24 protein-coding genes are annotated in these 25582 nt (G+C 61.4%); 10 read left to right on the top strand and 14 right to left on the bottom strand.

Translation table 11 applies throughout. The features are described from left to right. Position 1 precedes the first annotated feature (1 nt). Genes HMPREF9695_RS20160 through HMPREF9695_RS20150 form a run of 3 tightly spaced genes read left to right on the top strand, consistent with a single transcriptional unit; the run spans position 2 to position 3930 of the window. Positions 2–1111, top strand: a complete 1110-nt coding sequence (locus tag HMPREF9695_RS20160) for a microcin C ABC transporter permease YejB (RefSeq protein WP_006022747.1) — start codon at positions 2–4, stop codon at positions 1109–1111. Then, positions 1108–2286, top strand: coding sequence for an ABC transporter permease (locus HMPREF9695_RS20155; protein WP_006022746.1), 1179 nt, complete (start codon positions 1108–1110; stop codon positions 2284–2286). Before HMPREF9695_RS20160 ends, HMPREF9695_RS20155 begins: the two co-directional genes overlap by 4 nt. A 6-nt stretch (positions 2287–2292) precedes the next feature. Beyond that, a complete protein-coding gene (locus HMPREF9695_RS20150; RefSeq protein WP_208856412.1) occupies positions 2293–3930 on the top strand; it encodes an ABC transporter ATP-binding protein in 1638 nt (545 codons plus the stop codon). 4 nt (positions 3931–3934) lie between these two features. On the opposite strand, the gene HMPREF9695_RS20145 is transcribed toward HMPREF9695_RS20150, so the two are convergent. After that, positions 3935–4792, bottom strand: a complete 858-nt coding sequence (locus HMPREF9695_RS20145) for a C40 family peptidase (RefSeq protein WP_006022744.1) — start codon at positions 4790–4792, stop codon at positions 3935–3937. Beyond that, a complete protein-coding gene (locus tag HMPREF9695_RS20140; RefSeq protein WP_006022743.1) occupies positions 4785–6161 on the bottom strand; it encodes a leucyl aminopeptidase family protein in 1377 nt (458 codons plus the stop codon). The genes HMPREF9695_RS20145 and HMPREF9695_RS20140 overlap by 8 nt, the downstream gene beginning before the upstream one ends. Positions 6162–6376: 215 nt before the next feature. Between HMPREF9695_RS20140 and HMPREF9695_RS20135 the strand changes: the two genes are divergently transcribed. Beyond that, a complete protein-coding gene (locus HMPREF9695_RS20135; RefSeq protein WP_006022742.1) occupies positions 6377–7183 on the top strand; it encodes a tetratricopeptide repeat protein in 807 nt (268 codons plus the stop codon). A gap of 65 nt (positions 7184–7248) precedes the next feature. Here the strand turns inward: HMPREF9695_RS20135 and HMPREF9695_RS20130 are convergent, their stop codons facing one another. The 9 genes from HMPREF9695_RS20130 to HMPREF9695_RS20090 form a co-directional block, all read right to left on the bottom strand. Continuing rightward, positions 7249–8226: a type II secretion system F family protein gene (locus HMPREF9695_RS20130; protein ID WP_006022741.1), complete on the bottom strand. Its 978-nt coding sequence runs from the start codon at positions 8224–8226 to the stop codon at positions 7249–7251. Positions 8227–8235: 9 nt separating this feature from the next. Then, positions 8236–9207, bottom strand: coding sequence for a type II secretion system F family protein (locus HMPREF9695_RS20125; RefSeq protein WP_006022740.1), 972 nt, complete (start codon positions 9205–9207; stop codon positions 8236–8238). 8 nt (positions 9208–9215) lie between these two features. Next, positions 9216–10670, bottom strand: a complete 1455-nt coding sequence (locus HMPREF9695_RS20120; RefSeq protein WP_006022739.1) for a TadA family conjugal transfer-associated ATPase — start codon at positions 10668–10670, stop codon at positions 9216–9218. Between the two features lie 21 nt (positions 10671–10691). Continuing rightward, complete coding sequence (locus tag HMPREF9695_RS20115) at positions 10692–11954, bottom strand: CpaE/TadZ family protein (RefSeq protein WP_006022738.1); 1263 nt, start codon at positions 11952–11954, stop codon at positions 10692–10694. Next, positions 11951–12688 carry a CpaD family pilus assembly protein gene (locus HMPREF9695_RS20110; RefSeq protein ID WP_006022737.1) on the bottom strand — a complete coding sequence of 246 codons (738 nt, stop codon included), beginning with the start codon at positions 12686–12688 and terminating at the stop codon, positions 11951–11953. The genes HMPREF9695_RS20115 and HMPREF9695_RS20110 overlap by 4 nt, the downstream gene beginning before the upstream one ends. Positions 12689–12709: 21 nt before the next feature. Next, the gene (locus HMPREF9695_RS20105) at positions 12710–14203 is read right to left on the bottom strand and encodes a type II and III secretion system protein family protein (protein ID WP_006022736.1); all 1494 of its coding nucleotides are present in this window, start codon (positions 14201–14203) and stop codon (positions 12710–12712) included. A gap of 17 nt (positions 14204–14220) precedes the next feature. Further along, a complete protein-coding gene (cpaB, locus tag HMPREF9695_RS20100; protein WP_006022735.1) occupies positions 14221–15006 on the bottom strand; it encodes a Flp pilus assembly protein CpaB in 786 nt (261 codons plus the stop codon). Between the two features lie 202 nt (positions 15007–15208). Then, complete coding sequence (locus HMPREF9695_RS20095) at positions 15209–15733, bottom strand: A24 family peptidase (RefSeq protein WP_006022734.1); 525 nt, start codon at positions 15731–15733, stop codon at positions 15209–15211. A 399-nt stretch (positions 15734–16132) separates the two neighbouring features. Next, on the bottom strand, positions 16133–16297 hold the full coding sequence (locus HMPREF9695_RS20090; RefSeq protein ID WP_006022733.1) for a Flp family type IVb pilin: 165 nt from the start codon (positions 16295–16297) through the stop codon (positions 16133–16135). Positions 16298–16643: 346 nt separating this feature from the next. Here HMPREF9695_RS20090 and HMPREF9695_RS20085 point away from each other — a divergent pair, with 346 nt between their 5' ends. The 3 genes from HMPREF9695_RS20085 (at position 16644) to HMPREF9695_RS20075 (ending at position 18449) form a co-directional block, all read left to right on the top strand. Then, entirely contained in the window at positions 16644–17138 is a 495-nt protein-coding gene (locus tag HMPREF9695_RS20085; protein ID WP_006022732.1) for a pilus assembly protein N-terminal domain-containing protein, read from the top strand. Between the two features lie 137 nt (positions 17139–17275). Next, entirely contained in the window at positions 17276–17833 is a 558-nt protein-coding gene (locus tag HMPREF9695_RS20080; RefSeq protein WP_006022731.1) for a TadE/TadG family type IV pilus assembly protein, read from the top strand. 13 nt (positions 17834–17846) lie between these two features. Beyond that, positions 17847–18449 carry a TadE/TadG family type IV pilus assembly protein gene (locus HMPREF9695_RS20075; RefSeq protein WP_006022730.1) on the top strand — a complete coding sequence of 201 codons (603 nt, stop codon included), beginning with the start codon at positions 17847–17849 and terminating at the stop codon, positions 18447–18449. A 113-nt stretch (positions 18450–18562) separates the two neighbouring features. Here HMPREF9695_RS20075 and HMPREF9695_RS20070 read toward each other — a convergent pair whose 3' ends face one another. The 3 genes from HMPREF9695_RS20070 to HMPREF9695_RS20060 all read right to left on the bottom strand — a co-directional run bounded on the left by HMPREF9695_RS20070 (position 18563) and on the right by HMPREF9695_RS20060 (position 20842). Further along, positions 18563–18775 (bottom strand): cold-shock protein, encoded by a 213-nt coding sequence (locus HMPREF9695_RS20070; RefSeq protein WP_002714433.1) that lies wholly within the window; start codon positions 18773–18775, stop codon positions 18563–18565. Between the two features lie 276 nt (positions 18776–19051). Beyond that, positions 19052–19339 carry a translation initiation factor IF-1 gene (gene infA, locus HMPREF9695_RS20065; protein ID WP_006022729.1) on the bottom strand — a complete coding sequence of 96 codons (288 nt, stop codon included), beginning with the start codon at positions 19337–19339 and terminating at the stop codon, positions 19052–19054. Between the two features lie 54 nt (positions 19340–19393). After that, entirely contained in the window at positions 19394–20842 is a 1449-nt protein-coding gene (locus HMPREF9695_RS20060) for a DEAD/DEAH box helicase (RefSeq protein ID WP_006022728.1), read from the bottom strand. A gap of 526 nt (positions 20843–21368) precedes the next feature. Here HMPREF9695_RS20060 and urtA point away from each other — a divergent pair. The 3 genes from urtA (at position 21369) to urtC (ending at position 25582) form a co-directional block, all read left to right on the top strand. Continuing rightward, on the top strand, positions 21369–22688 hold the full coding sequence (gene urtA, locus HMPREF9695_RS20055; RefSeq protein WP_006022727.1) for an urea ABC transporter substrate-binding protein: 1320 nt from the start codon (positions 21369–21371) through the stop codon (positions 22686–22688). A gap of 162 nt (positions 22689–22850) precedes the next feature. After that, positions 22851–24407, top strand: coding sequence for an urea ABC transporter permease subunit UrtB (gene urtB, locus HMPREF9695_RS20050; RefSeq protein ID WP_006022726.1), 1557 nt, complete (start codon positions 22851–22853; stop codon positions 24405–24407). Then, positions 24404–25582, top strand: coding sequence for an urea ABC transporter permease subunit UrtC (gene urtC / locus HMPREF9695_RS20045; protein WP_041712976.1), 1179 nt, complete (start codon positions 24404–24406; stop codon positions 25580–25582). The genes urtB and urtC overlap by 4 nt, the downstream gene beginning before the upstream one ends.

Raw genomic sequence — 25582 nt, 5'->3', positions numbered from 1 at the left:
CATGACCGCGTATATTGCCCGCCGCATTCTGCTGATGGTTCCCACACTGCTGGGAATCCTGTTCGTGTCTTTCGTTGTGGTGCAGTTCGCCCCCGGCGGCCCCGTTGAGCGGGTGATCGCTCAGCTTTCCGGCTCGGACACCGGAGCCAGCTCGCGCATTTCGGGATCGTCCGGCGGCGATTTCGCCTCGCGGCCGCAGGCCGGGGCGTCGGCTGATGCGGTGTCTTCAAAGTATCGCGGTGCGCAGGGGCTCGATCCGGATTTCGTCAAGAGTCTCGAAAAGCAGTTCGGGTTCGACAAGCCTGCGCCGGAACGCTTCGCGCTGATGCTGTGGAATTTCGCGCGTTTCGATTTCGGCAAGAGCTACTTTCGTGACGTCAGTGTGATCCAGCTCATCAAGGAGAAACTGCCGGTTTCGATGTCTCTCGGCATCTGGATGACGCTGCTGACCTATCTGATCTCGATTCCGCTCGGAATCCGCAAAGCCATTCGGGACGGCTCGAAATTCGATACCTGGACATCGGGCATCATTATCATAGGCTTCGCGATCCCGGGCTTCCTGTTCGCAATTCTGCTGATCATCCTGTTCGCAGGCGGATCGTTCTTCGACATCTTCCCGCTGCGCGGGCTGACCTCGGACGGCTGGTCGCAATTCCCGTGGTACCAGAAGATCACCGATTATTTCTGGCACATCACGCTGCCGCTGGTTTCGATGGCGCTCGGCGCTTTCGCGACCATGACACTGCTGACCAAGAACTCGTTTCTCGATGAGATCCGCAAGCAGTATGTGATGACCGCGCGCGCCAAAGGGTGCAGCGAAACGCAGGTGCTTTACGGCCACATCTTCCGCAATGCCATGTTGATCGTAATCGCCGGCTTTCCGAGTGCGTTCATTCACGCGTTTTTCTCCGGCTCGCTGCTGATCGAGACGATCTTCTCGCTCGATGGCCTCGGGTTGCTTGGTTTCGAGAGCGTGTTGAACCGCGATTATCCGGTGGTGTTCGGTACGCTGTTCATTTTCTCTCTGGTCGGTCTTGTGGTGAATCTGATCTCTGATCTTGCCTATATGTGGATCGACCCCCGGATCGATTTCGAGGCGCGCGAGGTATGACGATCGCCCCCGTCCCGCCCGTCGAGACCACGGCCTTGTCGCCGATGGGGGAAGCCGTGCCGCCGTCGCGCCACCCGCTCGGCATATCGCCGCTCAACCAGCGCCGCTGGCGCAATTTCAAGTCCAACCGGCGCGGCTACTGGTCGTTCTGGATTTTCGCACTGTTGTTTCTTGTCTCGCTGTTCGCAGAACTGATCGCCAACGATCGCCCGTTCCTGATCAAGTTCGACGGCAAACTGTATTTCCCGGCCTTCGTGACCTATCCCGAAACCGCATTCGGCGGGGACTTTGAGACGGCTGCCGACTACCGCGATCCGTATCTGCAGAAACTGATCAAGGAAAAGAACGGCACGGTGATCTGGCCGTTGATCCGCTATTCCTACAGCACGCATAATCTCGATCTGCCGACGCCGGCGCCGTCGAAGCCGACATGGATGCTCACCGAGGCTCAATGCAAGGCGGTGGTCGAGAAGAAGGGCCTGCGCGGTTGCCGCGACCTTGAGTATAACTGGCTCGGCACCGACGATCAGGGCCGCGATGTGGTGGCGCGCCTGATCTACGGCTTCCGGATTTCGGTGCTGTTCGGCCTCACGCTGACGATCATTTCCTCCGTGATCGGCATCGCGGCCGGCGGTGTGCAGGGCTATTTCGGCGGATGGGTCGATCTTGGTTTCCAGCGCTTCATCGAAGTGTGGACCGCGATTCCGTCGCTGTATCTGCTCTTGATCCTGTCATCGGTGCTGGTGCCCGGCTTCTTCGTGTTGCTCGGAATTCTTTTGCTGTTCTCCTGGGTGTCGCTGGTGGGCCTCGTGCGCGCGGAGTTCCTGCGCGGGCGCAACTTCGAGTACATTCAGGCGGCAAGGGCACTGGGTGTCTCGAATGCCACCATCATGTTCCGGCATCTGTTGCCGAACGCCATGGTGGCGACCATGACGTTCCTGCCGTTTATCGTCTCGTCGTCAGTGATGACGCTGACGGCGCTGGATTTCCTCGGCTTCGGTCTGCCGCCGGGTTCGCCGTCGCTCGGCGAATTGTTGTCGCAGGGCAAATCGAATGTGCAGGCGCCGTGGCTCGGCTTCACCGGCTTTTTCTCGGTCGCGATCATGCTGTCGCTTCTGATTTTCATCGGCGAGGGCGTTCGCGACGCCTTCGACCCGCGCAAGACGTTCAGGTAGGCCATGTTGGATTCCATCAACCAGCCTCTTCTCGATGTCCGCGACCTGTCTGTGGCGTTCCGTCAGGGCGGCAATGAAAGTATTGCAGTCGACAAGATTTCGTTCTCGATCGAGCGCGGACAGTGCGTGGCGCTGGTCGGGGAATCCGGTTCGGGCAAATCCGTCAGCGCGCTGTCTGTGCTGAAGTTGCTGCCGTATCCCACGGCGCATCATCCGAGCGGAAGCATCCGCTTCAAGGGGCAGGACCTGCTCGAGATGAGCGAGAACGAGATTCGCGGCATCCGCGGCAACGACATCTCGATCATTTTCCAGGAGCCGATGACGTCCCTTAATCCGCTGCACACCATCGAGGCGCAGATCAGCGAAGTGATCTATCTGCACAGCGGCGTCCGCGGCGCGGCGGCACGGGCACGAACACTTGAGCTCCTCACGCAGGTCGGCATTCCGGAACCGGAAACGCGCCTCGCCAGCTATCCGCATCAGTTGTCTGGCGGACAGCGCCAGCGCGTGATGATAGCGATGGCACTGGCAAACGAGCCTGACCTTTTGATCGCCGACGAGCCGACCACGGCCCTTGACGTCACTGTGCAGGCGCAAATTCTCAAGCTACTCGCCGATATCCGCGAGCGCCTCGGCATGAGCATGCTGTTCATCACCCACGACCTCGGCATCGTGCGGCGCATCGCCGATGTGGTCTGTGTCATGAACAACGGCAAGATTGTCGAGCAGGGGCCGGTGGAACAGGTCTTCACCGCGGCCCAGCATCCTTACACCAAGGCGCTGCTGGCGGCGGAGCCGAAGCCTGATCCCGCGCCGCCGCGGCCGGAATCTCCGGTGGTGATGTCGTCCGATGACTTGAAGGTCTGGTTTCCGATCAAGCGCGGCCTGCTGCGCAAGACCGTCGGCCACATCAAGGCGGTCGATGGCGTCAGTGTCAGGGTGCGCAAGGGTGAAACGCTCGGCGTGGTCGGCGAGTCCGGTTCGGGCAAGACCACGCTCGGCCTCGCGTTGCTGCGCCTGATTTCATCGAACGGGCCGATCGTGTTTCTCGGCAAGGATATTCAGGGCCTGAAGTTCAAGGAGATGCGCCCGGTCCGGCGTGACATGCAGATCGTGTTTCAGGACCCGTTCGGGGCGCTCAGCCCGCGCATGTCGGTCGGCGACATCGTTGCTGAGGGCTTGGGCGTGCATCAGCCGTCGCTGAGCGAGACCGAACGCGAGGCGCGGGTGATCAAGGCGCTGAAGGATGTCGGCCTCGATCCCGCGACGCGCTTCCGTTATCCGCATGAATTCTCCGGCGGCCAGCGTCAGCGCATCAGTATCGCACGCGCCGTGGTGCTGGAGCCGAACTTCGTGGTGCTGGACGAGCCGACCAGCGCCCTCGACATGCTGTTTCAGGCGCAGATGGTCGATCTGCTCCGCGAGCTGCAACGCAAGCGCGACCTGACCTACATGTTCATTTCGCATGACCTGCGCGTGGTGGCTTCACTGGCGAGCAACCTGATCGTGATGCGTCACGGCAAGGTGGTGGAAGAAGGTGCCGCGGCGGATATCTTCAAGAATCCGAAATCCGATTATACGCGCGCGCTGTTCGCGGCGGCGTTCAATATCGAAGCCGCGCCGAACATCGTGCCGGATCTATAAGTCTTCAACGCAGCCGCTTAACGCTGGTCACGTCACTGCCTGCGGCCTTGATGCGCACGATGGCTGCGTCTGTCGGCTCGATGGCTGTCGCCATGTGGTGCGCGTTGGCGTGGACGATGGTGCTGCCATCGCGCACGATTGCGACATGGCCCTTCCAGAAGATCAGATCGCCGCGTTTGAGATCATGCCACTGCGACGGTGGCAACGCCGTTCCCAGAGCGCCTTCCTGCATGTCGCTGTCGCGCGGCGCGGCGATGCCGGCGGCGGCGAGCGAGGTCTGCACCAGTCCCGAACAATCGATGCCGAGGCTTGTCCTGCCGCCCCACAGATAGGGCGTGCCGACGAAGCGTTCCGCAATGGCAACGAAATCCGTCTCATTGGTGTTAAGCGGCGCCACATGCTGCGCAGGCAGATAATGCCGCTGGCTGGTGATGACGAAGCCGCCCTCGGTCTTCACGACTTCGATAAGTGCGCCGAGCGGCAGGCTTTCTACCGGCGGCAGCTTGATCGAAGGTCCCGGAAACGCGAAGGTGCGCAGCGCCGTGACTTTGTGCGTCGGTGTCGAGCGCGTCTGAACCAGTGCATTGTCGGGGAGCCATCCGACGTAGCCGTCGGCCTTGAGCTGGCCCCACACCCATCCTTCCGCATCGCGATCGTAGATGACGACGCGCTCGCCCTTCAGCGCCTCGGTGTCCAATGCTGCGTCGTGCGAGGGTTCGCGCCGGACCGGCGCAACGGGATCGAAGACTTCAAGCTCGATCCCTTCGGCGAATCGCGCCGCCGTCACCTTGCCTTCGAGATGCTTCGCGGCAAGATCAGGCCGTGCGGGTGTGAGCCTGGGGTCGCGGGGGAGATCAGCCATACCGCTCGCTCAACAATTTGTAGATCGCGCGCGCGGCCTGGCATTCGCCGCCTTCGGGACGGGCGGGCTTCGCCGAGGGCGTCCAGCCGTAGATATCGACGTGAAGCCAGCTCGTCGCGCTCTCAACAAAGCGCTTCAGGAACAGCGCGCAGGTGATCGACCCTGCGAATGCGCCGCCCGGCGCATTGTTGAGATTGGCGGTCTTGGAATCCAGCCACGAATCGTACGGCATCCACAGCGGCATCCGCCACAGCGGATCGTTCTCGGTGCGGGCATGGCGCGCGACGTCGGCTGCGAGCGTTTCGTCGTTTGTGTAGAACGGCGGCAGGTCAGGCCCCAGCGCGACGCGCGCAGCACCGGTCAGTGTGCCAAGATCAATCAGCAGATCGGGCTTCTCCTCGTCAGCCAGCGCCAGTGCGTCGGCGAGCACGAGGCGTCCCTCCGCATCGGTGTTGCCGATCTCGACATTAACGCCCTTGCGCGAGGGAAAAATATCGAGCGGGCGAAAGGCATTCCCCGCGACAGAATTCTCGACAGCAGGAATCAGAACACGCAGGCGAACCTTGAGTTTCGCATCCATGATCATCTGAGCGAGCGCGAGCACGTTGGCTGCGCCGCCCATATCCTTCTTCATGATCAGCATGCCGCTCGACGGCTTGAGATCGAGCCCACCGGTGTCGAAGCAGACGCCCTTGCCGACCAGCGTCACTTTCGGATGCGATGCGTCGCCCCACGTGATGTCGATCAGGCGCGGCGCGCGGGTCGAGGCCATGCCGACCGCATGGATCAGCGGGAAATTCTGTTTCAGCAGGTCGTCGCCGATAATGCAGCTATAGGCCGCGCCGAACTTTTCGGCGAGCGCCTGTGCGGCTTGCGCGAGTTCGTCCGGCCCCATGTCGTTGGCGGGCGTGTTAATGAGGTCGCGCGCCAGTGCCGCGGCGTCCGCCATGCGCGTCAGTTCAACCATGTCGAGGCCGTCGGGCGGGACGAGCCGTGCGCCGGGCACGTCGTTCTTGCGATAGCGATTGAACCGGTAGCTGCCGAGCGCAAAGGCAAGCGCTGCAAGCCGGGTGTCGTGCGGCTGATTCGTAAAACTGTAGGTGCCCGCGGGCAGCAGGCCGGGCAATTGTCCCGGCCGGAAAAGATCGCGCCACTCGCTGGAGGTATCCTCGATGCCGAACACGACATGGGCGAGCGATCCATCCTCCGCCGGGAGCGCGAGATACTGGCCGGGCTTTGCGGTGAAGGCATTGGCCGCTGCGAACCGCCGGGCCGCGGCGGGAAGGGTAGCGCTGACGGTGTCCCAGGTCGATTTGGTGGCAAAGGTAATGGGGACGGCGGATGAGGCGTTCTGGAAGGCTGGATGCATGGAATTCCCGGACAGGGTGCGTGACAGATGCTCACTATAGCAGCGCGGCCGCACTGCGCAGCAGGCCCAAGATCGTGTTTTTACATGTCTTTCCGATCGGGAGGCGCAGGGGCGGGCACCGTCGCCGCTCGGGGGAATTAACCAGCCATTAGGGTTAACAGTCTATTGCTGGCGTCATCCGGCTTCGCCAAACCTCGATAGCGAGTCCAAGCGTCATGCGTAATCCATCCCGTTTCGCCAGGTACTTTGGGTCCGCCGCGGTCGCAGCGCTCCTCGCGGCCAGCCTTGGCGGCTGCCAGACCGCGCGCTCGCCCGATATTACCGGATCGCTCAATGCCCGTGCCGAAGCAGGGCCGGGTGTTGCTTCGCGCGATGAGATCGAGGCTTACGGCGAACGCTACCGTGCCAATCCGCGCGACGCCGCGGCCGCGCTTCAATATGGCCAGTCCCTGCGGTTGAACGGGCAGCGCCAGCAGGCCGTTGCCGTGCTGGAGCAGGCGACCATCGCCAACCCCGGGAACAAATCGTTGCTGGCAGCCTATGGCCGCGCGCTGGCGGACAACGGAAATTTCCAGCAGGCGTTCGACATCCTGACCCGTGCCCATACGCCGGCAAATCCTGACTGGCGCATTCTGTCGGTGCAGGGAACGACGCTCGATCAGCTCGGCAATCACGAGGAGGCTCGCCGCTATTACGCGAGCGCGCTCAAGATTGCCCCGGAAGAGCCATCGGTGCTGTCGAATCTCGGCATGTCCTATGTTCTGTCCAAGGATCTGCCCAAGGCCGAGTCGGTGCTGCGCAGGGCCTATAATCGCGGCTCGGCGGATTCCCGCGTTCGCCAGAATCTCGGACTGGTGGTCGGGCTTCAGGGACGATTCGCGGAAGCCGAAACCATCGTGAAGGCAGACCTTCCCGCTGAAGAGGCGGAAGCCAATGTCGCCTATCTGAAGCAGATGCTCAGCCGCGATGGCGGCGGACGAGGTCCGCGCACAACGGCCGTGGCAGAGCCCAGCCGTTCATAAGTCACGGTTTATTTCTGTGTCTTGAGGCTGAACGATGCCGCGGCGCCTGACCGGCGCCGCTCACATCACTTCATGTATTCCGAGACCTTGATGCCGGTCGGGCCGAGAATGACCACGAACAGCACGGGCAGGAAGAACACGATCATCGGCACGGTCAGTTTCGGCGGCAAGGCGGCCGCCTTCTTCTCGGCCTCATTCATGCGCATGTCGCGATTTTCCTGAGCCATCACGCGCAGCGTCTGTCCCAGCGGCGTGCCATAGCGCTCCGACTGTTGCAGGGCCAGACAGACGGACTTCACGCCCTCGGTTCCGGTCCGCTTGGCGAGGTTCTCGTAGGCCATCTTGCGGTCCTGGAGATATGAGAGCTCAGCGGTCGTCAGCGAGAATTCCTCCGCCAGCGCGATCGACTGGCTGCCGATCTCCTGGCTCACCCGGCGAAATGCCGCTTCGATCGACATGCCGGATTCGATGCAGATCAGCAGCAGGTCGAGCGCATCCGGAAATGCGCGCCGGATCGACAACTGGCGCTTGGTAATGGCGTTCTTCAGGAACAGCATGGGCGCCTGCATGCCAAGCCATGTCGCGCCCAGGCACATGCCGATTTTCATCGCCGTCGGCTGCTGCATGTTCGAGATCACGAACACATAGAGAATGGCGCAGATCAGGAACACGATCGGCATGACAAGGCGGAAGAAGAGAAACGTGACGTAAGGCGCCTGACCGCGATAGCCGGCCATCACCAGCTTGTCGCGTGCTTCCTCCTGAGCCACCCACTTGCCGAGGTTGAAATCGTCGACCACCCGCTGGACGACCTGTTTCGGCGTCTGGCGCAGCGAAACTTTCTCGTTGCGGTTGAGCCGGTCGCGTTCGCGCTGGCGCATCCGCTCGCGTTCGCTGGCGACGGCTTTCATGCGCTTGGCCAGTCCGTCGCCGGCGAACATCGGCGCCACAACTGCGTAGGCTGCTGCTGCGGCGGCGATCGCCGCCATCAGCATCGTCATGAACCTGGCGTCGTGGAACTTTTCGATGAGAAGATCGACCATGGTTCCTCGTCAGAAATCGAAGTTGATCATTTTTTTCATGACCAAGATGCCGGTCGACATCCAGAGCACGCAGCCCGCCAGCATCAGCCGTCCGGTCGGATGGGTCCAGAGCAGTGAGATGTATTCGGGCGTCATGATGTAGACCATGAGCATCACGAGCGGCGGCAGCGAGCCGATGATGCCGGCCGAGGCCTTGGCTTCCATCGACATCGCCTGAATCTTGGCCTTCATCTTCTTGCGATCGCGAAGCACCTTCGAGAGATTGCCGAGAGCCTCCGACAGGTTGCCGCCCGACTTGGTTTGAATCGCGATCACGATGCCGAAGAAGTTGGCTTCCGGCAGCGGCATTCTGTCGTAAAGACGCTGGCAGGCGTCGCCAAGCGGCATGCCGATGGTCTGGGTTTCGATGATCGCATTGAATTCGCTGCGCAGCGGCTCCGGCGCATCGGCGGCAACCACCTTGATCGAATCGAACAGCGGAAGGCCGGCCTTGATGCCCCGGACGATGACGTCGACGGCGTCCGGCAGGGCATCGAGAAACTTGGTTTCACGGCGCTTCTTGAGAAAGCCCAGCACCCAGCGCGGCAATCCGAAGCCTGCGCCCAAGCCAAACCCAAGCGATGCGAGTGGGGGCGCGCCGGCAATATAGGACCCGATCAGAGCGGCCGCGCCGAGAACCCCCGAGCCGATCATGAACTGCTGCTTGGTCCAGCTCATGCCCGCCTGGGAGATCCGGTTCTCGATCGAAATCTTCTTGGACTCGGCGAGCCGCTGTTCAAGCTCCTTGATCGAGTCTTCGACAGCTACGCGACGCGTGCGCGACCGGTCGTCGATGCGCAATGCAGGTTCGGCGCGCGCAAAGGACTGGACGCGCTTCTCGGTCTGCTTCTCGCCGGAGAGTAGCGGATAGATGAAAACCCATGCGAGACCGCCCACCGTGACGGCGGAGAGGAAAGCCAGTGCCAGCGCCTGCATGTTCATGGGCGCTCCTATACCTCTGCAACTTCGGCGGCATCGAGCGCCGCGGCGAGCCGCTTTTCCTCATTGTAGTAGCGGGCACGCTCCCAGAACTTCGGACGTCCGATGCCGGTCGAGCGATGTCGGCCGATAATGTTGCCGTTCAGATCTTCGCCCATCAGGTCGTAGAGGAAGATGTCCTGGGTGATGATGGTGTCGCCTTCCATCCCCATCACTTCGGTGATGTGGGTGATACGGCGCGAGCCGTCGCGCAGGCGGGCTGCCTGTACAATCACGTCGATCGAGGCGCAGATCATCTCGCGGATGGTGCGCGACGGCAGAGAGTAACCGCCCATGGTGATCATGGATTCGCAGCGCGACAGGGCTTCGCGGGGATTGTTGGCGTGCAGCGTTCCCATCGATCCGTCGTGGCCGGTGTTCATCGCCTGCAACAGGTCGAACGCCTCGGGTCCGCGGACTTCGCCGACGATGATACGTTCCGGCCGCATACGCAGGCAGTTCTTGACGAGGTCGCGCATGGTGACCTGGCCTTCGCCTTCGATGTTCGGCGGACGCGTTTCGAGGCGCACGACATGCGGCTGCTGCAATTGAAGTTCTGCTGCGTCTTCGCAGGTGATGACGCGCTCGTCCTCGTCGATGTAGTTGGTTAGACAGTTCAGCAGCGTGGTTTTACCTGAGCCGGTGCCGCCGGAGATCAGCACGTTGCAGCGCACCCGGCCGATGATCTGCAGGATCTGAGCGCCTTCGGGCGTGATCGCGCCGAATTTGACCAGTTGATCAAGCGTCAGCTTGTCCTTCTTGAACTTACGAATGGTGAGCGCGGGGCCGTCGATGGCCAGCGGCGGCACGATCGCGTTGACGCGCGACCCGTCGGCGAGACGGGCGTCGCATATCGGCGAGGATTCGTCGACGCGGCGGCCGACCTGGCTGACGATGCGCTGGCAGATGTTGAGAAGCTGCTGGTTGTCACGGAAGCGGATGCCGGTCTTCTGGATCTTGCCGCCGACTTCGATAAAGACAGTGCCGGCGCCATTCACCATGATGTCGGCGATGTCGTCGCGGGCGAGCAGCGGCTCGAGCGGGCCGTAACCGAGAACGTCGTTACAGATGTCGTCGAGCAGTTCTTCCTGCTCGGCGATCGACATCACGATGTTCTTGATCGCGATGATCTCGTTGACGATGTCGCGGATTTCCTCGCGCGCGGACTCGACGTCGAGCTTTGCGAGCTGTGCGAGGTCGATGGCCTCGATCAGCGCCCCGAAGATCGTGGCCTTGACCTGATAGTAGGTATCCGAGCGCCGTGCTTCGACGACAGGAGCGGGTGTGGAGGTGCGGGCAGGCGACAGCGGCGGTGATGTGACGTTCGCCACCGCCGGCTTTGCGGCGGCCGGTGTTGTCACATGCCCACGGTCCGCGGGCTGAGTCCCCCGGCCATCGGCTTCTGATCCGCTACGCTTACCAAACACGACGGTACTCCACGCGAAAGTCTATTTGGCCCGGAGCTTTCCGAGCAGAGGTGCCAGAAACGAATTGCGCGGCTTCTTGGCTTCGCCACGGCCGGTCAGGCGCTGCGCGATCTGCAAGAACATCTCGGATGTGCGATGATTGGCGGCGATTTCCGCGATCATCTGTCCATTGTTCGCAGCTGCGCCGAAGATTTGCGGCTCAAACGGAATGGTCACGATCGGCGGGCTTTCGATAGCCTTCGCGAATTCGCTGGTGTTGATCTCGGGCCGTTTGGGAACACCGGCCTGATTGATGCAGTACAGAGGTGCCCTGTCGTTAGGCCGCGCAGCCTTCAACGTATCGAACATGTTCTTGGTGTTGCGCAGATTGGCGAGATCGGGGGTCGCGACGATCAGGATATCGTCGGCGCCGACCAGCGCGCGCTTCGTCCATCCGGACCACTGATGCGGAACGTCGAGAACGATGCAGGGCATCGTCGTGCGCAGCGTATCGAAGATCGAATCGAACGCGTCTGCCCCGAAATCGTACACCCGGTCGAGGGTCGCAGGCGCGGCGAGCAGGCTGAGATGGTCGGTGCACTTGGAGAGCAGCCGGTCCACAAAAGCCGTATCGATGCGGTCGGGAGAAAATACGGCGTCGGCGATCCCCTGGGGCGGGTCCTGATTGTAATCGAGGCCCGCGGTGCCGAAGGCCAGATCGAGATCGGCGACCACCGAATCCAGCGCCAGATCGCGTGCGATCGCCCACGCAACGTTATGCGCCACGGTGGATGCGCCCACGCCGCCCTTGGCGCCGACCACGGCAATGATCCGTCCGACGGCCTTGGCTTCCGGAACCGAAAACAGGCCGCAGATCGAGCGGACGACATCGAGCGGCGCAACCGGTGCGATGACATAGTCGCTGATGCCGCGGCGGACGAGTTCACGGTAGAGAACGACGTCGTTGACTTTGCCGATCACGATCACCCGCGTACCGGCGTCGCAAACCGTTGCAAGTTGATCGAGGCCCGAAAGGATGTCGTTGCGACCCTCGGTCTCGAGCAGGATCACGTTGGGAGTCGGCGCGGTGCGGTACGCCTCAATGGCAGCCGCCATGCCGCCCATCTGAATCTTGAGATGCGCCTTGTCCAGCCGCCGGTCTTCGCCGGCAGCCTGTACGGCTGCCGCGGTTTCAACAGTTTCGCAGAAGGCCTGGACGGACACGCGCGGCGCTGGCGCGATATGCTCCTCGGCGGCGGTCGAGGCCGCCCCGTCCTCCTGATCCTGGCGCGCGTAACTAATCATTTGCCCACTTCGCTCAGTTTGGCCTTCTCGGCTTCAGGATATGCGGTCGTCGTCGTGTTACCCTTGCGGTACTTGTCGAAGGCGACGTTGCGACGAGGTGTATAGGCCGGCGTTTCGGCGCGCGGCTGAACGAGATCGGACGGATTGTCGACCATCGCTGCAAGATTGCGCTGACTTGCGCAGCCCAGATTGTAGTACGGCCGGTTTTCGTAATAGCTCTTGTTCTTGATGGAAGGGCCGAGGTCTTCCGGCCAAACGCCGCACGGACCGGCATCCGCGACGATCCGTGGATAGTTGACCCGGATTGTCGCAAACTGCCGGGGATCGGCCGGACGATAACTCCTGACGGTGATGCCGCGCGGCGGCACACCGGCGGCAGCCAGGATGCCCTGGATCTCACGCAAGGAATCGTTCGCCACGCGTGCGTTCGGCGTATTCGCCGGCATATCGATGATGATGCCGCCGGTGCCTTCGCGTAGCCAGGTCTCGGCGACACCGGCAATATCCGAGCGCTGCGCAGCCGTGAGGCCGCCGCGGCCGGTGCCGACGAAGACTTCGGTCGTGCGGTTCGCTTCCTGAACCACGATGGGATGGCGCTGGCGGTAATCGTTCGGGATGCTGCTCGTCGGCGTATCCTGATCGGTGTGCGTGCAGGCTCCCAACGCGGCAGACGCCCCGAGAAGGGCGACCGCGACGCGCAGGCTGTGCTTGAGATTGGGTACTCGCATCGTCATCGTTACTATCCTTGTCCCATCTCAGTCGGTGATGAAGCCGTAAGTGCCGCGATACTTGCGGCCGGGCTCCGCGCGTCCGGGAACGCCGTAGATGCGGTTGATGTTGCCGAGAAGGTCCGACTGCGGGTCCGCAGCGTCGGCGAAGCCGTCGTCAGGACGCGACAGATCCTTCTGCGCGACCGCGCGGACTACGAAGGGCGTCACCAGCACCATCAGTTCGGTGTTGCGGTTGACGTAGTCGCGGCTGCGGAACAGCGTTCCGAGCACCGGCAACTGCGCCAGTCCGGGCAGCCCGTTGATGGATTGCTTGGTCTGTTCCTGGATCAGGCCGGCCATCGCCATCGAGCCGCCCGACGGAATTTCAAGCGTGGTTTCGGCGCGGCGGGTTTTGACCGACGGAATGGTCAGGGTGTTTCCCGACTGATCGAGGGTGATCGAGTTGTCGGGCGACAGTTCGGAGACTTCGGTCAGTACGCGCAGGCTGATCCGGCCTTCGGACAGCACGATCGGCGTGAAGTTCAGGGTAATACCGAACTTCTTGAAATCGATCTGAGTGGTACAGGCCCGCGAGACTGGGTCGCAGGTATAACCCTTGGGAAGCGGGAATTCGCCGCCCGCGACAAAGGTCGCCGATTCGCCGGAAATCGCGGTGAGGTTCGGTTCCGCCAGCGTGCGGACGACGCCGGCGCTTTCCATTGCGCGCAGCGTCGCGGTGACAGCCGGAACGCGCTGTCCAAGCAGATTTGTCGCCGAACCGGCCGCGCCAACCAGACTGTTGCCGGCGACCAGCGGGCGGCCGTATGCGGTGAACGGATTGGTGTTGTTGAAGTTCACGACCGCGGTGCCGTAGTTCATCGTGGCGCTGAGATCGACGCCTAACTGCTTGATGATGTCGCGCTGAACTTCAGCCACGGTGACCTTGAGCATCACCTGATCGCGCCCGCGAACCGCGATGCTGTTCACGACCTTGTCCGGGCCGCCGGCCAGACGTGCCGCCATTTCCTGCGCCTGCTGCGCCTCGACAGGGCTGGCTGCCGAACCCGACAGCACGACGCCGTCGCCGACGCCTTCAATCCGGATATCGGACAGCGGGAACGATTGTTTCAGTGCGGCGCGGACACCGTTGAGATCGCGCGTCACCGCGATATCGTAAGCGGCAATCTGCTGACCCGACGTGTCGAAGAAAACGATGTTGGTCTGACCGACGGCGGCGCCGATGATGTAGGCGCGCTGCGCTGATCGGACCACGGCGTTGGCGATCTTGGGGTCCGCAACCAGAACGTCCTTGATGTCGCGCGGCAGGTCGATAACGACGGACTTTCCGATGCCGAGCGGCAGGAAGCGCGCATTCAACTGGCCGCCATTCGACGCGACAGCCGCGGCTGCCGGCGTGCGGTAGTCGCTCGCGATCACCGGCGACAGGGCCGGATTCAGCGTCAGCGCGGAAACCGCGGCAAACGACAGGGCACGCACCATGAAGGTCCGTACAGGTGCCTGATGTCCCTCTCGCCTCATCGTATCCGTCCTCTCGATCACTTCCGTGTCGTCATTGTCGTGGTGACGCCGTAGCGAACGACATTGACGCTGTCGCTCTTGGTGCCGTCGTCGATGTTGATGTCGTTGCGGTTGGCGTCGACCAGGCTGCGCAACGCGAGCGACAAGGTGCCCGCCTGGCGCGCACGCGCCAGCGTTTCGGCCTGATCGGGTTTCAACTCGAGGGTGGTGGTCTTGCCGACCACGACCTTCTGTCCGTCCTTTTCTCCGACTGTCTGGTCGATGGCGAGAACGCGGATGTTGCTCAGGATGATTTCAGAGTTGATGACGTCGTTTGTGCCACTGCGGCTGGCGACTCTCTCGCGCTTGGTGAGAATGACGTCGACCTTGTCGTTGGGCAGGATAAAGCCCCCGGCGCCGGTTTCCGGCGAAATTTCCGTTGAAATCGCGCGCATGCCGCTCGGCAGGATGGCCGCCATGAAGCCGGAGCCGTTGCCCTTGACGAGCTTGGTTTCGCGGATCGGTTCGCCCGCAAGGAACGGCGAACGTGCAATCGATCCCACGATCTGGGTCATTGCCTCGGGCTGGTCGTTGCGGCGGATGAAGCTGGAGCTTGCCGTCGCGGAAGGCCAGCCCTGCCATGCGATATCGTTAGGCGTGACGGTCTGACCGAGCGGAATGTCGATGCGGGCAACCAGAACGTCGGTGGTGTCCATTGTCGTTGGCGCTGCGACCGGCTTCGGATCGGAGCCGCTTGCAAGATATGCAGCAGCGCCGCCGGCGCAGACGGCAATGGCCAGGACGACAATCCGCGCGGTATTCATACGCTTTCACTTTCCACATCACGCCGCGACGGACCTGTCGCTGTGGTCGGATTTGACCAGCTAAACGTCAAAGCATGGTTAATGAGGCGTATCTAAATCGCGTTAATGAGACGTTGCCGACGTGCTGCGGCTCTCAAGTCCGCAAGTGTCACCAGCATGTTGTGTGGCGGAAACGGATTTGCCGAGTCTGAACGGCGAAGGTTCAGTGGCCGATGAAGCGGGTGAGGTCGACGGCTTTCATCCATTCGGTCTCGGGATAGATCATCAGCGCGCCGAGGGCGAGGGCGATGCCGTACGGGATGCCGCTGTCCTTGCGGTGGAGCCGTTGCAGCCATTCCTGCGAAATGAGCGAGTACGGCAGCGGCCATTGCCGGAACTGAAGCATCAGGAGCGTCAGCGCGCCGCCGAACAGGGAGGCATAGACCAGATAGCTGGCAAGCGGCGGAAACCCGAACCAGAGCCCGGCTGCGGCTGCGACCTTGGCGTCGCCGCCCCCCATCCAGCCGAAAGCGAAGCAGGCGAAGGCGATGACCAGCACTGTCAGGCCCGCCGCCACATGCATGCCGATCTCGGACAGCGGCATGCCGCTGAAACCGGCCAGAACAAAGAAGCCCGCCACCAGCAGCAGCGAAATCCGGTTGGGGATCGTCATTGTGAAGAGATCGCTTGCCGCGGCGAAGGCCATCAATGCGGGAAACAGGAAGACGCGCGCGAGATCAAGGATCATGGGTTTGCCGGGTCTGACAGATTGAGCCGCGGGAATTGGTGGTCCGATTCTAACATTGCATCGCGAACTCGCGGCCGGATGGGAGGCGAATGTCAAATCCGCTCCTCTCGGTCCGATTGAGCGACACCGCAGGCTAACCGGCAGAAATGAACAATATTAAAACGCGCCGGGCCAGATGCTGGCGATCCGGAACAGAACCGCGAACAAGGCAAGGACCAGGGCCCCACAAACCAGCCGGGTCGGCTCATCGCGGGAAAGCGACATGAAGAGGTGCCCGAAATTAGTGCGTTTCTCGGCGGGAGACGGCTTCATACGCTTTACTGGACTTCCGTCGGAATGATCCGGGCACAAAAAAGGCTTCGGTTTCCCGAAGCCTTTTCTTCATCCCGACGCGATCAATTACTTGATCGAGGCGTTGATGTTGGTGAACTTCGTGTTCAGGGTGGTGCCGAGGCCGTTCACGGCGGCGATGATTGCGAGCGCAATGCCCGCAGCAATCAGGCCATACTCAATCGCGGTGGCGCCGGATTCGTCCTTGACGAAGCGAGCAACGAGCTTGGTCATCTATAACTCCATTTGTACACGTGGCTGTAGAACTCTGGCCGTTGCGGGGGCGGAAACCACCGTGACCATGGCGTCAACCTACGCAGCAGGAATTGCAACGCAGTTAATTCGATTGCTGAAAGCCTGAGGTATCCGCATCTTCTTGCTGACGGTAAATGCCGGTTTAACGGCACTGGGCAAATTGCGGTGATTTCCCGTTGTTAAGTGCCCGGCGCGGTAAAGGCACGCGATCTTCATTCATGCGCTGTTTGCAGTTCATTCATCAATTAACGTCAGATTTGCCATGTCGGGCGCCGGCACCGCTGCGTATCGCTTTTGCCGGCTTGTACACGCCCCGGAGTAAAGTATGTCGATCAATGTCTCGCACCGTTACGCGCATAAAGCCGTAGCGCTGCGCTTTCTCGTTGCCGGTTTCCTGATGTGTCCGATCGCGACGTTCGCCGGAACCGGCGATGAATCCGTTGCGGTCTTCGTCGATCAGGCAAAGGTGGTGAAGCTGCCCGAGAAGGTTGCGACCATCGTGGTCGGAAACCCCCTGATCGCGGACGTTAACGTTCAGCCCGGCGGGATGGTGGTTGTGACCGGCAAGGGTTACGGCTCAACCAACATGATCGCCATGGATCGTGCCGGTGAGGTTCTGGCCAGCCGTTCCATCCAGGTTGAAGGCCCTGCGGACAAGATGGTCACTGTCTACCGCGGTCTGGAGCGTGAGTCTTACAGTTGCACGCCCGACTGCCAGCGGCGTGTGACCCTCGGCGACGGGCGGTCTTACTTCGAGACCGCTCTCGGCCAGACCAACGTCCTGAACAACCAGGCCACCACCGCCGGCGCGCGCCCCTGAGACCAGGCACCGGCTGATTCGTTAACAACCGGTTAACTCCGCGCCGCATGTTGTTCTGATCAGGAGCAAGCATTCGACAATCTCTGTCGTCTATTCTCGGCGGTAGTTATTTCCCGCTGCATGCCGAGGATAGCCCGATGCGCCCGCCCGCGACATCCATGAACGCAATAAACAAGGCACTGCGCCGGTTTCGCCGCGACCGGCGAGCCTCCGCCGCCGTCGAATTCGCGTTCGTCGCACCGATCTTCTTCGTGTTGCTGTTCGCTGTCATTGAGACGGCGCTGGTGTTTTTCGCTGCGCAGATTCTGGAGACAGGCACGCAGGATTCGGCGCGCCTGATGTTGACGCACCAGGCGCAGGATGCCGGCATGACCCAGGCCCAGTTCAAGCAGGATCTCTGCAACCGCGTCAGTATAATGTTTACCTGCACCGACGTTTACGTCGATGTGAAATCATACGCCGAGGGCACGACAGTCAACATCACCGACCCGATCGATGGATCGGGAAATTTCGTCAACAACTTCACCTATCAGACGGCGCCCGCCGGTAGCGCGGCCACGGTTGTCGTTCGCGCCTTTTATCAGTGGCCGATGTTCGTGACCGGGCTCGGCTACAACATCGCGAATATCGGACGCAACACGTCCAACAGCAAACGCCTCCTGGCAGCGACTGCTGCGTTCCGCGTCGAACCTTGATGGACGAACGATCATGAAGCTGATTTCGCTTTTCAAATACGTCCGCAGCGGCCGGCAGCTTGTATTCCGGTTCGGCAAGGACAAGCGCGGCGTGGCTGCGGTCGAATTCGTCTTTATTGTGCCGCTGATGCTGACGCTGCTGTTCGGAATGATCGACGTTTCAAGCGGCGTGGCCGTAGATCGCAAGGTAACGCTGACCGCGCGCACGTTGTCCGACCTTGTCTCGCAGGGCACAAAAGTTTCGTCCACGGACATCTCGAACTTCTTCAAGATGGGCAGCGCCATCATGACGCCCTATGCCGTCACGCCGGCGACGATGACCCAGAGAATCTCCGCGGTCAGCATCGATGCATCGAAGAATGCGAAGGTGGTCTGGAGTTACTCCGGCGCTGTCAGCGGCGCCAGCTCTGTCACGGTCACGACCGGCTATCCCAAGGATACAGTCATCACAACGATCCCGGCCGATCTTCTTGTCGCGAACACGCAGTTGATCTGGAGCGAGGTGACTTACACCTTCACACCGATCACCGGATACATCATCCAGACCACCGTGCCGCTGTCTGAGAACTGCTACACCCGGCCTCGCCAGTCCGACACGGTCACCTATACAAGCTGACCGCAAACGCCTTCCAACAACGTAAAACAAAAAGGCCGTGCGAACCGCACGGCCTTTGGATGTTCTGGTTCTCGTTATCCGAAACTCCCGCAGCGTGAGCCGCAGAAATTCAGTTAGCCGGCGGCGCGGAGATTGTCGGCCGACGACTTGCCCGAACGGCGATCGGCAACGATTTCGTAGCTGATCTTCTGGCCCTCACGCAGCGTTCCCAGACCAGCGCGCTCGACGGCGCTGATGTGAACGAACACGTCGTTTCCGCCATCGTCAGGCTGAATGAAACCGTAACCCTTAGTCGCGTTGAACCACTTCACTGTTCCCATGCTCACGCAGGTAGTCCTTCTCAAGATAGATATAGTCAAAGCCCACGTCTAAATGGGCTGGTGAGATCGAAATTTGGATGAGGTCGTCAGCGTCTAAACCGGCTGTACCGGTGGATAGCTATGTCGTCCGGCCGAAGATCGATATCTCAATATTACGTGAAAATGGGCCCCGAAACAATCCTGACGGGTGCGGATTTTTGATGCCCGTCCAGCGTGCTCCAGAAGCAGGAGATCGCGCATGACGCGTGCCATGCGCGATCCGTATGATGCGGAGAAACCCGCTTATCTGCGGCGAAACTGTCCGCGTGGGGGGGTGCCGCGGGGTGGACCGCCGGCGCCTCCGGGACGCTCGTCCTTGTGCCGGAAAATCAGGCGGCCCTTCTCGAGATCGTAAGGTGACATTTCGATGGTCACCCGGTCGCCTGCCAGCGTCTTGATGCGGTTCTTCTTCATCTTCCCGGCGGTGTAGGCCACGATCTCATGTCCGGCATCGAGCTGGACGCGATAGCGTGCGTCGGGAAGAATTTCGGTCACCAGTCCTTCGAACTGGATCAACTCTTCTTTGGCCATAGGGGTCTCCAAGTCCTTCTAATCAAGTTCGCTAATTCTGTCCGCGGGTCCGGTTCAGGACCGCTGCGGGCGCTGATTCCGATTGGGCTGATTTTGCGCCGGACGGCTTTCACGATGCAAGAAGGCGACGCCCTGAATACCCTCGCTCTTGCCGCCTTGTGACGGCCGGGACTGCTCGTGGCGATTGCCCTCGAAACGGTTTGCCTGCGCGGGGGCGCCTCCTCCCGGACGACGGCGGCGGCGCGGACCCTTTGATCCGGGGGCGCCATCGTTCGCACGCGGGCTATGTCCGTTGTGGCCGTGATGACCACCTGACCGTGCCGGACGGTGATGCTGCGCGGGCGCGGCTGCGGCCGGACGCTGTTGCTGTCCCGGCGTGCGGCGATCTTCCTTCGGCAGGGTGACCTTGATCAGCCTTTCGATGTCGCGCAGATAGCCAAGCTCCTCACCGCCCGCCACCAGCGAAATCGCTGTGCCGTCAGCGCCGGCGCGCGCGGTGCGGCCGATGCGGTGAACGTAGGTTTCCGGCACGTTGGTCAGGTCGAAGTTGATGACATGGCTGATACCGTCGACGTCGATGCCGCGCGCGGCGATATCGGTTGCGACCAGCGTGCGGATGTCGCCGGTGCGGAATGCCGCCAGCACGCGCTCGCGGTGGTTCTGCGACTTGTTGCCGTGGATGGCTTCAGCAGGAATCCCCGCCTTTACGAGGCCTTTCACGACCTTGTCGGCGCCATGCTTGGTGCGGGTAAACACCAGCGCGCGGTTGACCTGCTCGGTCTTGAGGATCTGCGCCAGAATGGCGGGCTTCGCGGAATGATCGACCTGGAGGACCTTCTGCGTGATGCGCTCGACGGTGGAAGACACCGGCGTCACAGCGACACGCGCTGGATTGTTCAGCATCTGATCGGCGAGATCGGCGATGTCTTTCGGCATGGTCGCCGAGAAGAACAGCGTCTGACGCTTCGTCGGAAGCTTGGCGACGATTTTGCGGATGTCGTTGATGAAACCCATGTCGAGCATGCGGTCCGCTTCGTCGAGCACCAGAAACTCGACCTGTCCGAGTTTCAGGGCATTGCCCTGTACCATGTCGAGCAGACGTCCGGGTGTCGCCACCATGACATCGATGCCGGGCATGACGGAGCGGACCTGGCGGCCCATCGGGACGCCGCCGATCGCCAGCGCCGAGGTCAGCTTGATGTGCCGGCCGTAGGCGTTGAAGCTCTCGAGAATCTGGCCGGAGAGTTCGCGGGTCGGGCTCAGCACCAGCACGCGGCAGGTCTTGGGCTGCGGCTTGATACGGTTTTCCAGCAGGCGATGCAGGATCGGAAGCGCGAACGACGCCGTCTTGCCGGTGCCGGTCTGCGCGATGCCGATGACGTCGCGTCCGGTGATCGCGATGGGAATGGTTTGAGCCTGAATAGGGGTGGGCGTGACGTAATTTTCTTCTTTAAGTGCACGCGAGATGGGATCGGCGAGGCCGAAATCCTGAAAGGAGGTCAAAAGGGTATCTTTCTATGAGTCGCGGCGCGCGCCCAGCGGATGCCGGGTGCGGGCGGGTGTCGGAGACACCCGCGTGTCTGGGGCGTCGGTTTTGGTTAGCTGAAGGGGCAAGCCAGAAACCGTAAACGGGATCAGTACACGCGGCTCGCAAGGACCCGATGATTCTCAAGGTCGTAGCGCTCATATGGAACAGGAAGACGGCGCTTTCAAGGTGAAATCGACCGGAGGGCGGCAGCAGGAGCCTGGAAACTTCGTAGGGGCGTACCTGTCGGGCCGCTTCCTGCTTGAATTGTAGACAACGCAGAGTTTTTGATTATTTTTTATGCAAATGCCGAAAGGGAGGTCAGTTTAACTGGTTGAAAAACGGGCAGGCGACATCCGGGTCGATCCGAAACTGAATTTAGACCTGCAAAATCAGAAGGTTAGGCAAATCTGTCCCATGGCATAGTTCTTGCGATTCCCTTAACGCCGGCGGCCGAAGGCCGTCGCACAGCGTTTCACGTCTGCGTCAGGGAGATGACATCGCATGACTACGCATTTCAGCAGCGTCGCAGTTGCACCGTTCAGCCGCCGTAAATGGCTGGCCGCAACTGCAGGTCTTTTTTTGGGTCTCGCCACGGTCGGCGCGGCCAAGGCGCAGGAGACCATCAAGGTCGGCGTCCTTCATTCGCTTTCCGGAACAATGGCCATCAGCGAAACCACGCTGAAGGATACGGTACTTTTCCTTATCGATGAGCAGAACAAGAAGGGCGGCGTTCTCGGCAAGAAGCTTGAGGCCGTCGTTGTCGATCCGGCGTCCAACTGGCCGCTGTTCGCGGAAAAGGCCCGCGAACTGATCACCAAGGACAAGGTGTCCGTGGTGTTCGGCTGCTGGACCTCGGTGTCGCGCAAGTCCGTGCTGCCGGTGTTCAAGGAACTGAACTCGATCCTGTTCTACCCGGTGCAGTACGAGGGTGAAGAGAGCGAGCGCAACGTGTTCTACACGGGTGCGGCGCCGAACCAGCAGGCGATTCCTGCGGTCGACTATCTCGCCAAGGAAGAGAAGGTGCAGCGCTGGGTTCTGGCCGGCACCGACTACGTCTATCCGCGCACCACCAACAAGATCCTTGAAGCCTACCTGAAGTCGAAGGGCGTCAAGGCTGAAGACATCATGATCAACTACACGCCGTTCGGTCACTCGGACTGGCAGACCATCGTGGCCGATATCAAGAAGTTCGGTTCGGCTGGCAAGAAGACGGCGGTGGTTTCGACCATCAACGGCGACGCCAACGTTCCGTTCTACAAGGAACTCGGCAACCAGGGCATCAAGGCGACCGACATTCCGGTCGTTGCGTTCTCGGTCGGTGAAGAAGAACTCGCCGGCATCGACACCAAGCCGCTGGTCGGCCATCTCGCCGCCTGGAACTACTTCCAGTCGATCAAGACGCCAGAGAACGAGGCCTTCATCAAGGCCTGGCAGGCCTACACAAAGAATCCGAAGCGCGTGACCAACGATCCGATGGAAGCGCATGTGATCGGGTTCAACATGTGGGTGAAGGCCGTCGAGAAGGCCGGTTCGGTCGACGCCGACAAGGTGATCGACGCTCTTCCCGGCACCAAGGCCAAGAACCTCACCGGCGGCGTGTCGGAAATGCTTCCGAACCATCACATCACCAAGCCTGTGTTCATCGGCGAAATCAAAGCCGACGGCCAGTTCGATGTGGTGTGGAAGACCCCTGGCCTCGTTGCTGGCGATGCCTGGTCGAAGGAGCTTGAGGGCTCCAAGGACCTGATTGGCGACTGGGTCGGCAAGAAGTGCGGCAACTTCAACACCAAGACCAACAAGTGCGGTGGTCAGGGCTCCTGAGCAGCGTCACGCGGCGTGATGCACCCGCAGCGCATCACGCTCTGATCTGAAACGACCGGAAGGCGGCGGCAGTCGCCGCTTTCCTCTCACCTCTGCCGGGGTTGTCAGGTGTTTTCCTTAGTTCTTCATCGCTGCCGTGCGGCGGCTATTGTGCTGATATTGATGATCGTCTCGGGCATGCCGGTGCTGGCCGGCCCCTTTGAAGACGCGGTCGCGCAATTCGCCAACGATTCATTTTCCGATACCGACGCCGCCGTCGGTGCGCTCGCGACCAGCGGCAATCCGCTTGCGTTTCCGATCATCGACGCACTTCAGGACGGCCGCCTGCTGGCCGATCCGCAGAGCAGAAAGGTTTTCGTCAAGGACAAGAGCGGCAAGGTCACCGACGCAGCGACCGGTGAAGCTGCGACTGCGCCATCGGGCGCCGTAGCTGTACGTCTCAACAATCGTCTGCGCCGCACGGTGGACGCCGCGCTCGGCGGACTGACGTTGCTGTCGCCTGACCCCGCGAAACGCATTCAGGCGGCGCAATCTGTTTTCAAGACCCATGACGCGGCTTTCCTGCCGGTCATCGAGGGCGCATTGCAGAAGGAAACCAACAGCGGCGCAAAGCGGGCCTTTGCCGAAGCCAAGGCCGCGATTGTGCTGTTCGATCCGAAGGTCTCCGAAGCCGACAAGCTCGATGCGATCTCGGTGATCCGCGATCGCGGCGATCAGGAAGCATTGGCTTTGCTGACAGGTTTGTCGTTCGATCCGTCGTCCGCGCTGGGGCGGACCTCCGCCGCTGCCATCAGTTCGATCCAGGGCAAGCTCGCGATCTGGGCGACGGCGCAGAATGCCTGGTACGGCCTGTCGCTTGGCTCGGTGCTGCTGCTCGCCGCCATCGGCCTTGCCATCACCTTCGGTGTGATGGGCGTCATCAACATGGCCCACGGCGAAATGGTGATGATCGGCGCCTATGTCACCTTCATGGTGCAGGAAGTGATTCGTACCCGCTATCCCGGCCTGTTCGATTATTCGCTGCTGATCGCCGTGCCGCTCGCCTTCCTTGTGGCGGGACTCATTGGCGTCGTCATCGAGCGGACCATCATCCGCTTCCTCTACGGCCGCCCGCTGGAGACACTGCTCGCGACATGGGGACTGTCGCTGGTGCTCCAGCAGGCGGTCCGTACCATGTTCGGCCCGACCAATCGCGAAGTCGGCAATCCGTCTTGGATGAGCGGCGCGTTCGAGATCGGCCAGATGACGATCACCTACAACCGGCTCTGGATTGTGGTCTTTACGATCGCCGTGTTTTTCATTCTGCTCGGGATGCTGCGCTTCACCAGTCTCGGGCTTGAGATGCGCGCCGTGACGCAGAACCGCCGTATGGCGGCTTCGATGGGCATCGCCACCTCGCGCGTCGATGCGCTGACGTTCGGTCTCGGATCGGGCATCGCCGGTATAGCCGGCGTGGCGCTGTCGCAGATCGACAATGTCAGTCCCAATCTCGGCCAGAGCTACATCATCGACTCGTTCATGGTGGTGGTGTTCGGCGGCGTCGGAAATCTGTGGGGCACCCTGGTCGGAGCATTGACCCTCGGTATGGCCAACAAGTTCCTCGAGCCGGTGGCGGGAGCGGTGCTCGGCAAGATCGCCATTCTGGTGCTCATCATTCTGTTCATTCAGAAGCGGCCGCGCGGACTCTTTGCGCTCAAGGGCCGGTCGGTGGAAGCATGATGCCGTATCTGCTCACCCGCTCGCTCAACAAGAGCGCGACGATCTTCCTGCTGATCGTGGCCGCCGTCGGCATCCTTGTGCCGCTATCCAATCTGCTGCTGCCTGCATCGTCGCCGCTGCAGGTGCCGACCTATTTGATGGCGCTGTTCGGAAAGTATCTTTGCTACGCCATCCTCGCGCTCTCGATCGATCTGATCTGGGGCTATTGCGGTATCCTGTCGTTGGGCCATGGCGCGTTCTTCGCGCTCGGTGGGTATGCGATGGGCATGTACCTGATGCGCCAGATCGGCTCACGCGGCGTCTATGGCAATCCGGTGCTGCCGGACTTCATGGTGTTTCTGAATTACAAGGCGCTGCCGTGGTACTGGTACGGCTTCGACATGTTCTGGTTCGCTGCACTGATGGTGCTGCTGGTGCCGGGGCTGCTGGCGTTCTGCTTCGGCTGGCTCGCGTTCCGTTCGCGCGTCACCGGCGTGTATCTCTCCATCATCACCCAGGCGATGACCTACGCGCTGCTGCTGGCGTTCTTCCGCAACGACTTCGGCTTCGGTGGCAACAACGGCCTGACCGATTTCAAGGATATCCTCGGCTTCAATGTGCAGGCGCAGGGAACACGCGCCGTGCTGTTCATCCTGTCCTGTATCGCGCTGGCCCTCGCATTCCTGATTTGCCGTGCCGTCGTCACATCCAAGCTGGGCAAGGTGCTGATCGCGATCCGCGATGCGGAATCCCGCACCCGCTTTCTCGGCTACCGTGTCGAGAACTACAAACTGTTCGTGTTCACCCTATCCGCCTGCATGGCGGGCGTCGCGGGGGCGCTGTATGTGCCGCAGGTCGGCATCATCAATCCTGGCGAATTCGCGCCGGGCAACTCCATTGAAGCCGTCATCTGGGTGGCGGTCGGCGGCCGTGGCACACTGACCGGTGCAGCGCTCGGCGCGATCGTCGTCAATTACGCGAAGACGGTGTTCACATCGGGTGTGCTCGCGCCGTACTGGCTGTTCATGCTCGGTGCGTTGTTCATTCTGGTCACGCTGCTGCTGCCCAAAGGCATCGTCGGCACCGTCAAGGATTGGTGGGCGGGCCGCCGTGAGCAGCTTGCTGCCGATGAGGCCAGCGCTGCGGCGGAAGACGGTGTGAGCAAGCCCGGCCTCAAACATGGTTTAGCGGAGTAG

This window comes from Afipia broomeae ATCC 49717, assembly GCF_000314675.2.
GTDB classification, from domain to species: domain Bacteria; phylum Pseudomonadota; class Alphaproteobacteria; order Rhizobiales; family Xanthobacteraceae; genus Afipia; species Afipia broomeae.
This window is presented reverse-complemented; position numbering and strand designations above follow the sequence as displayed.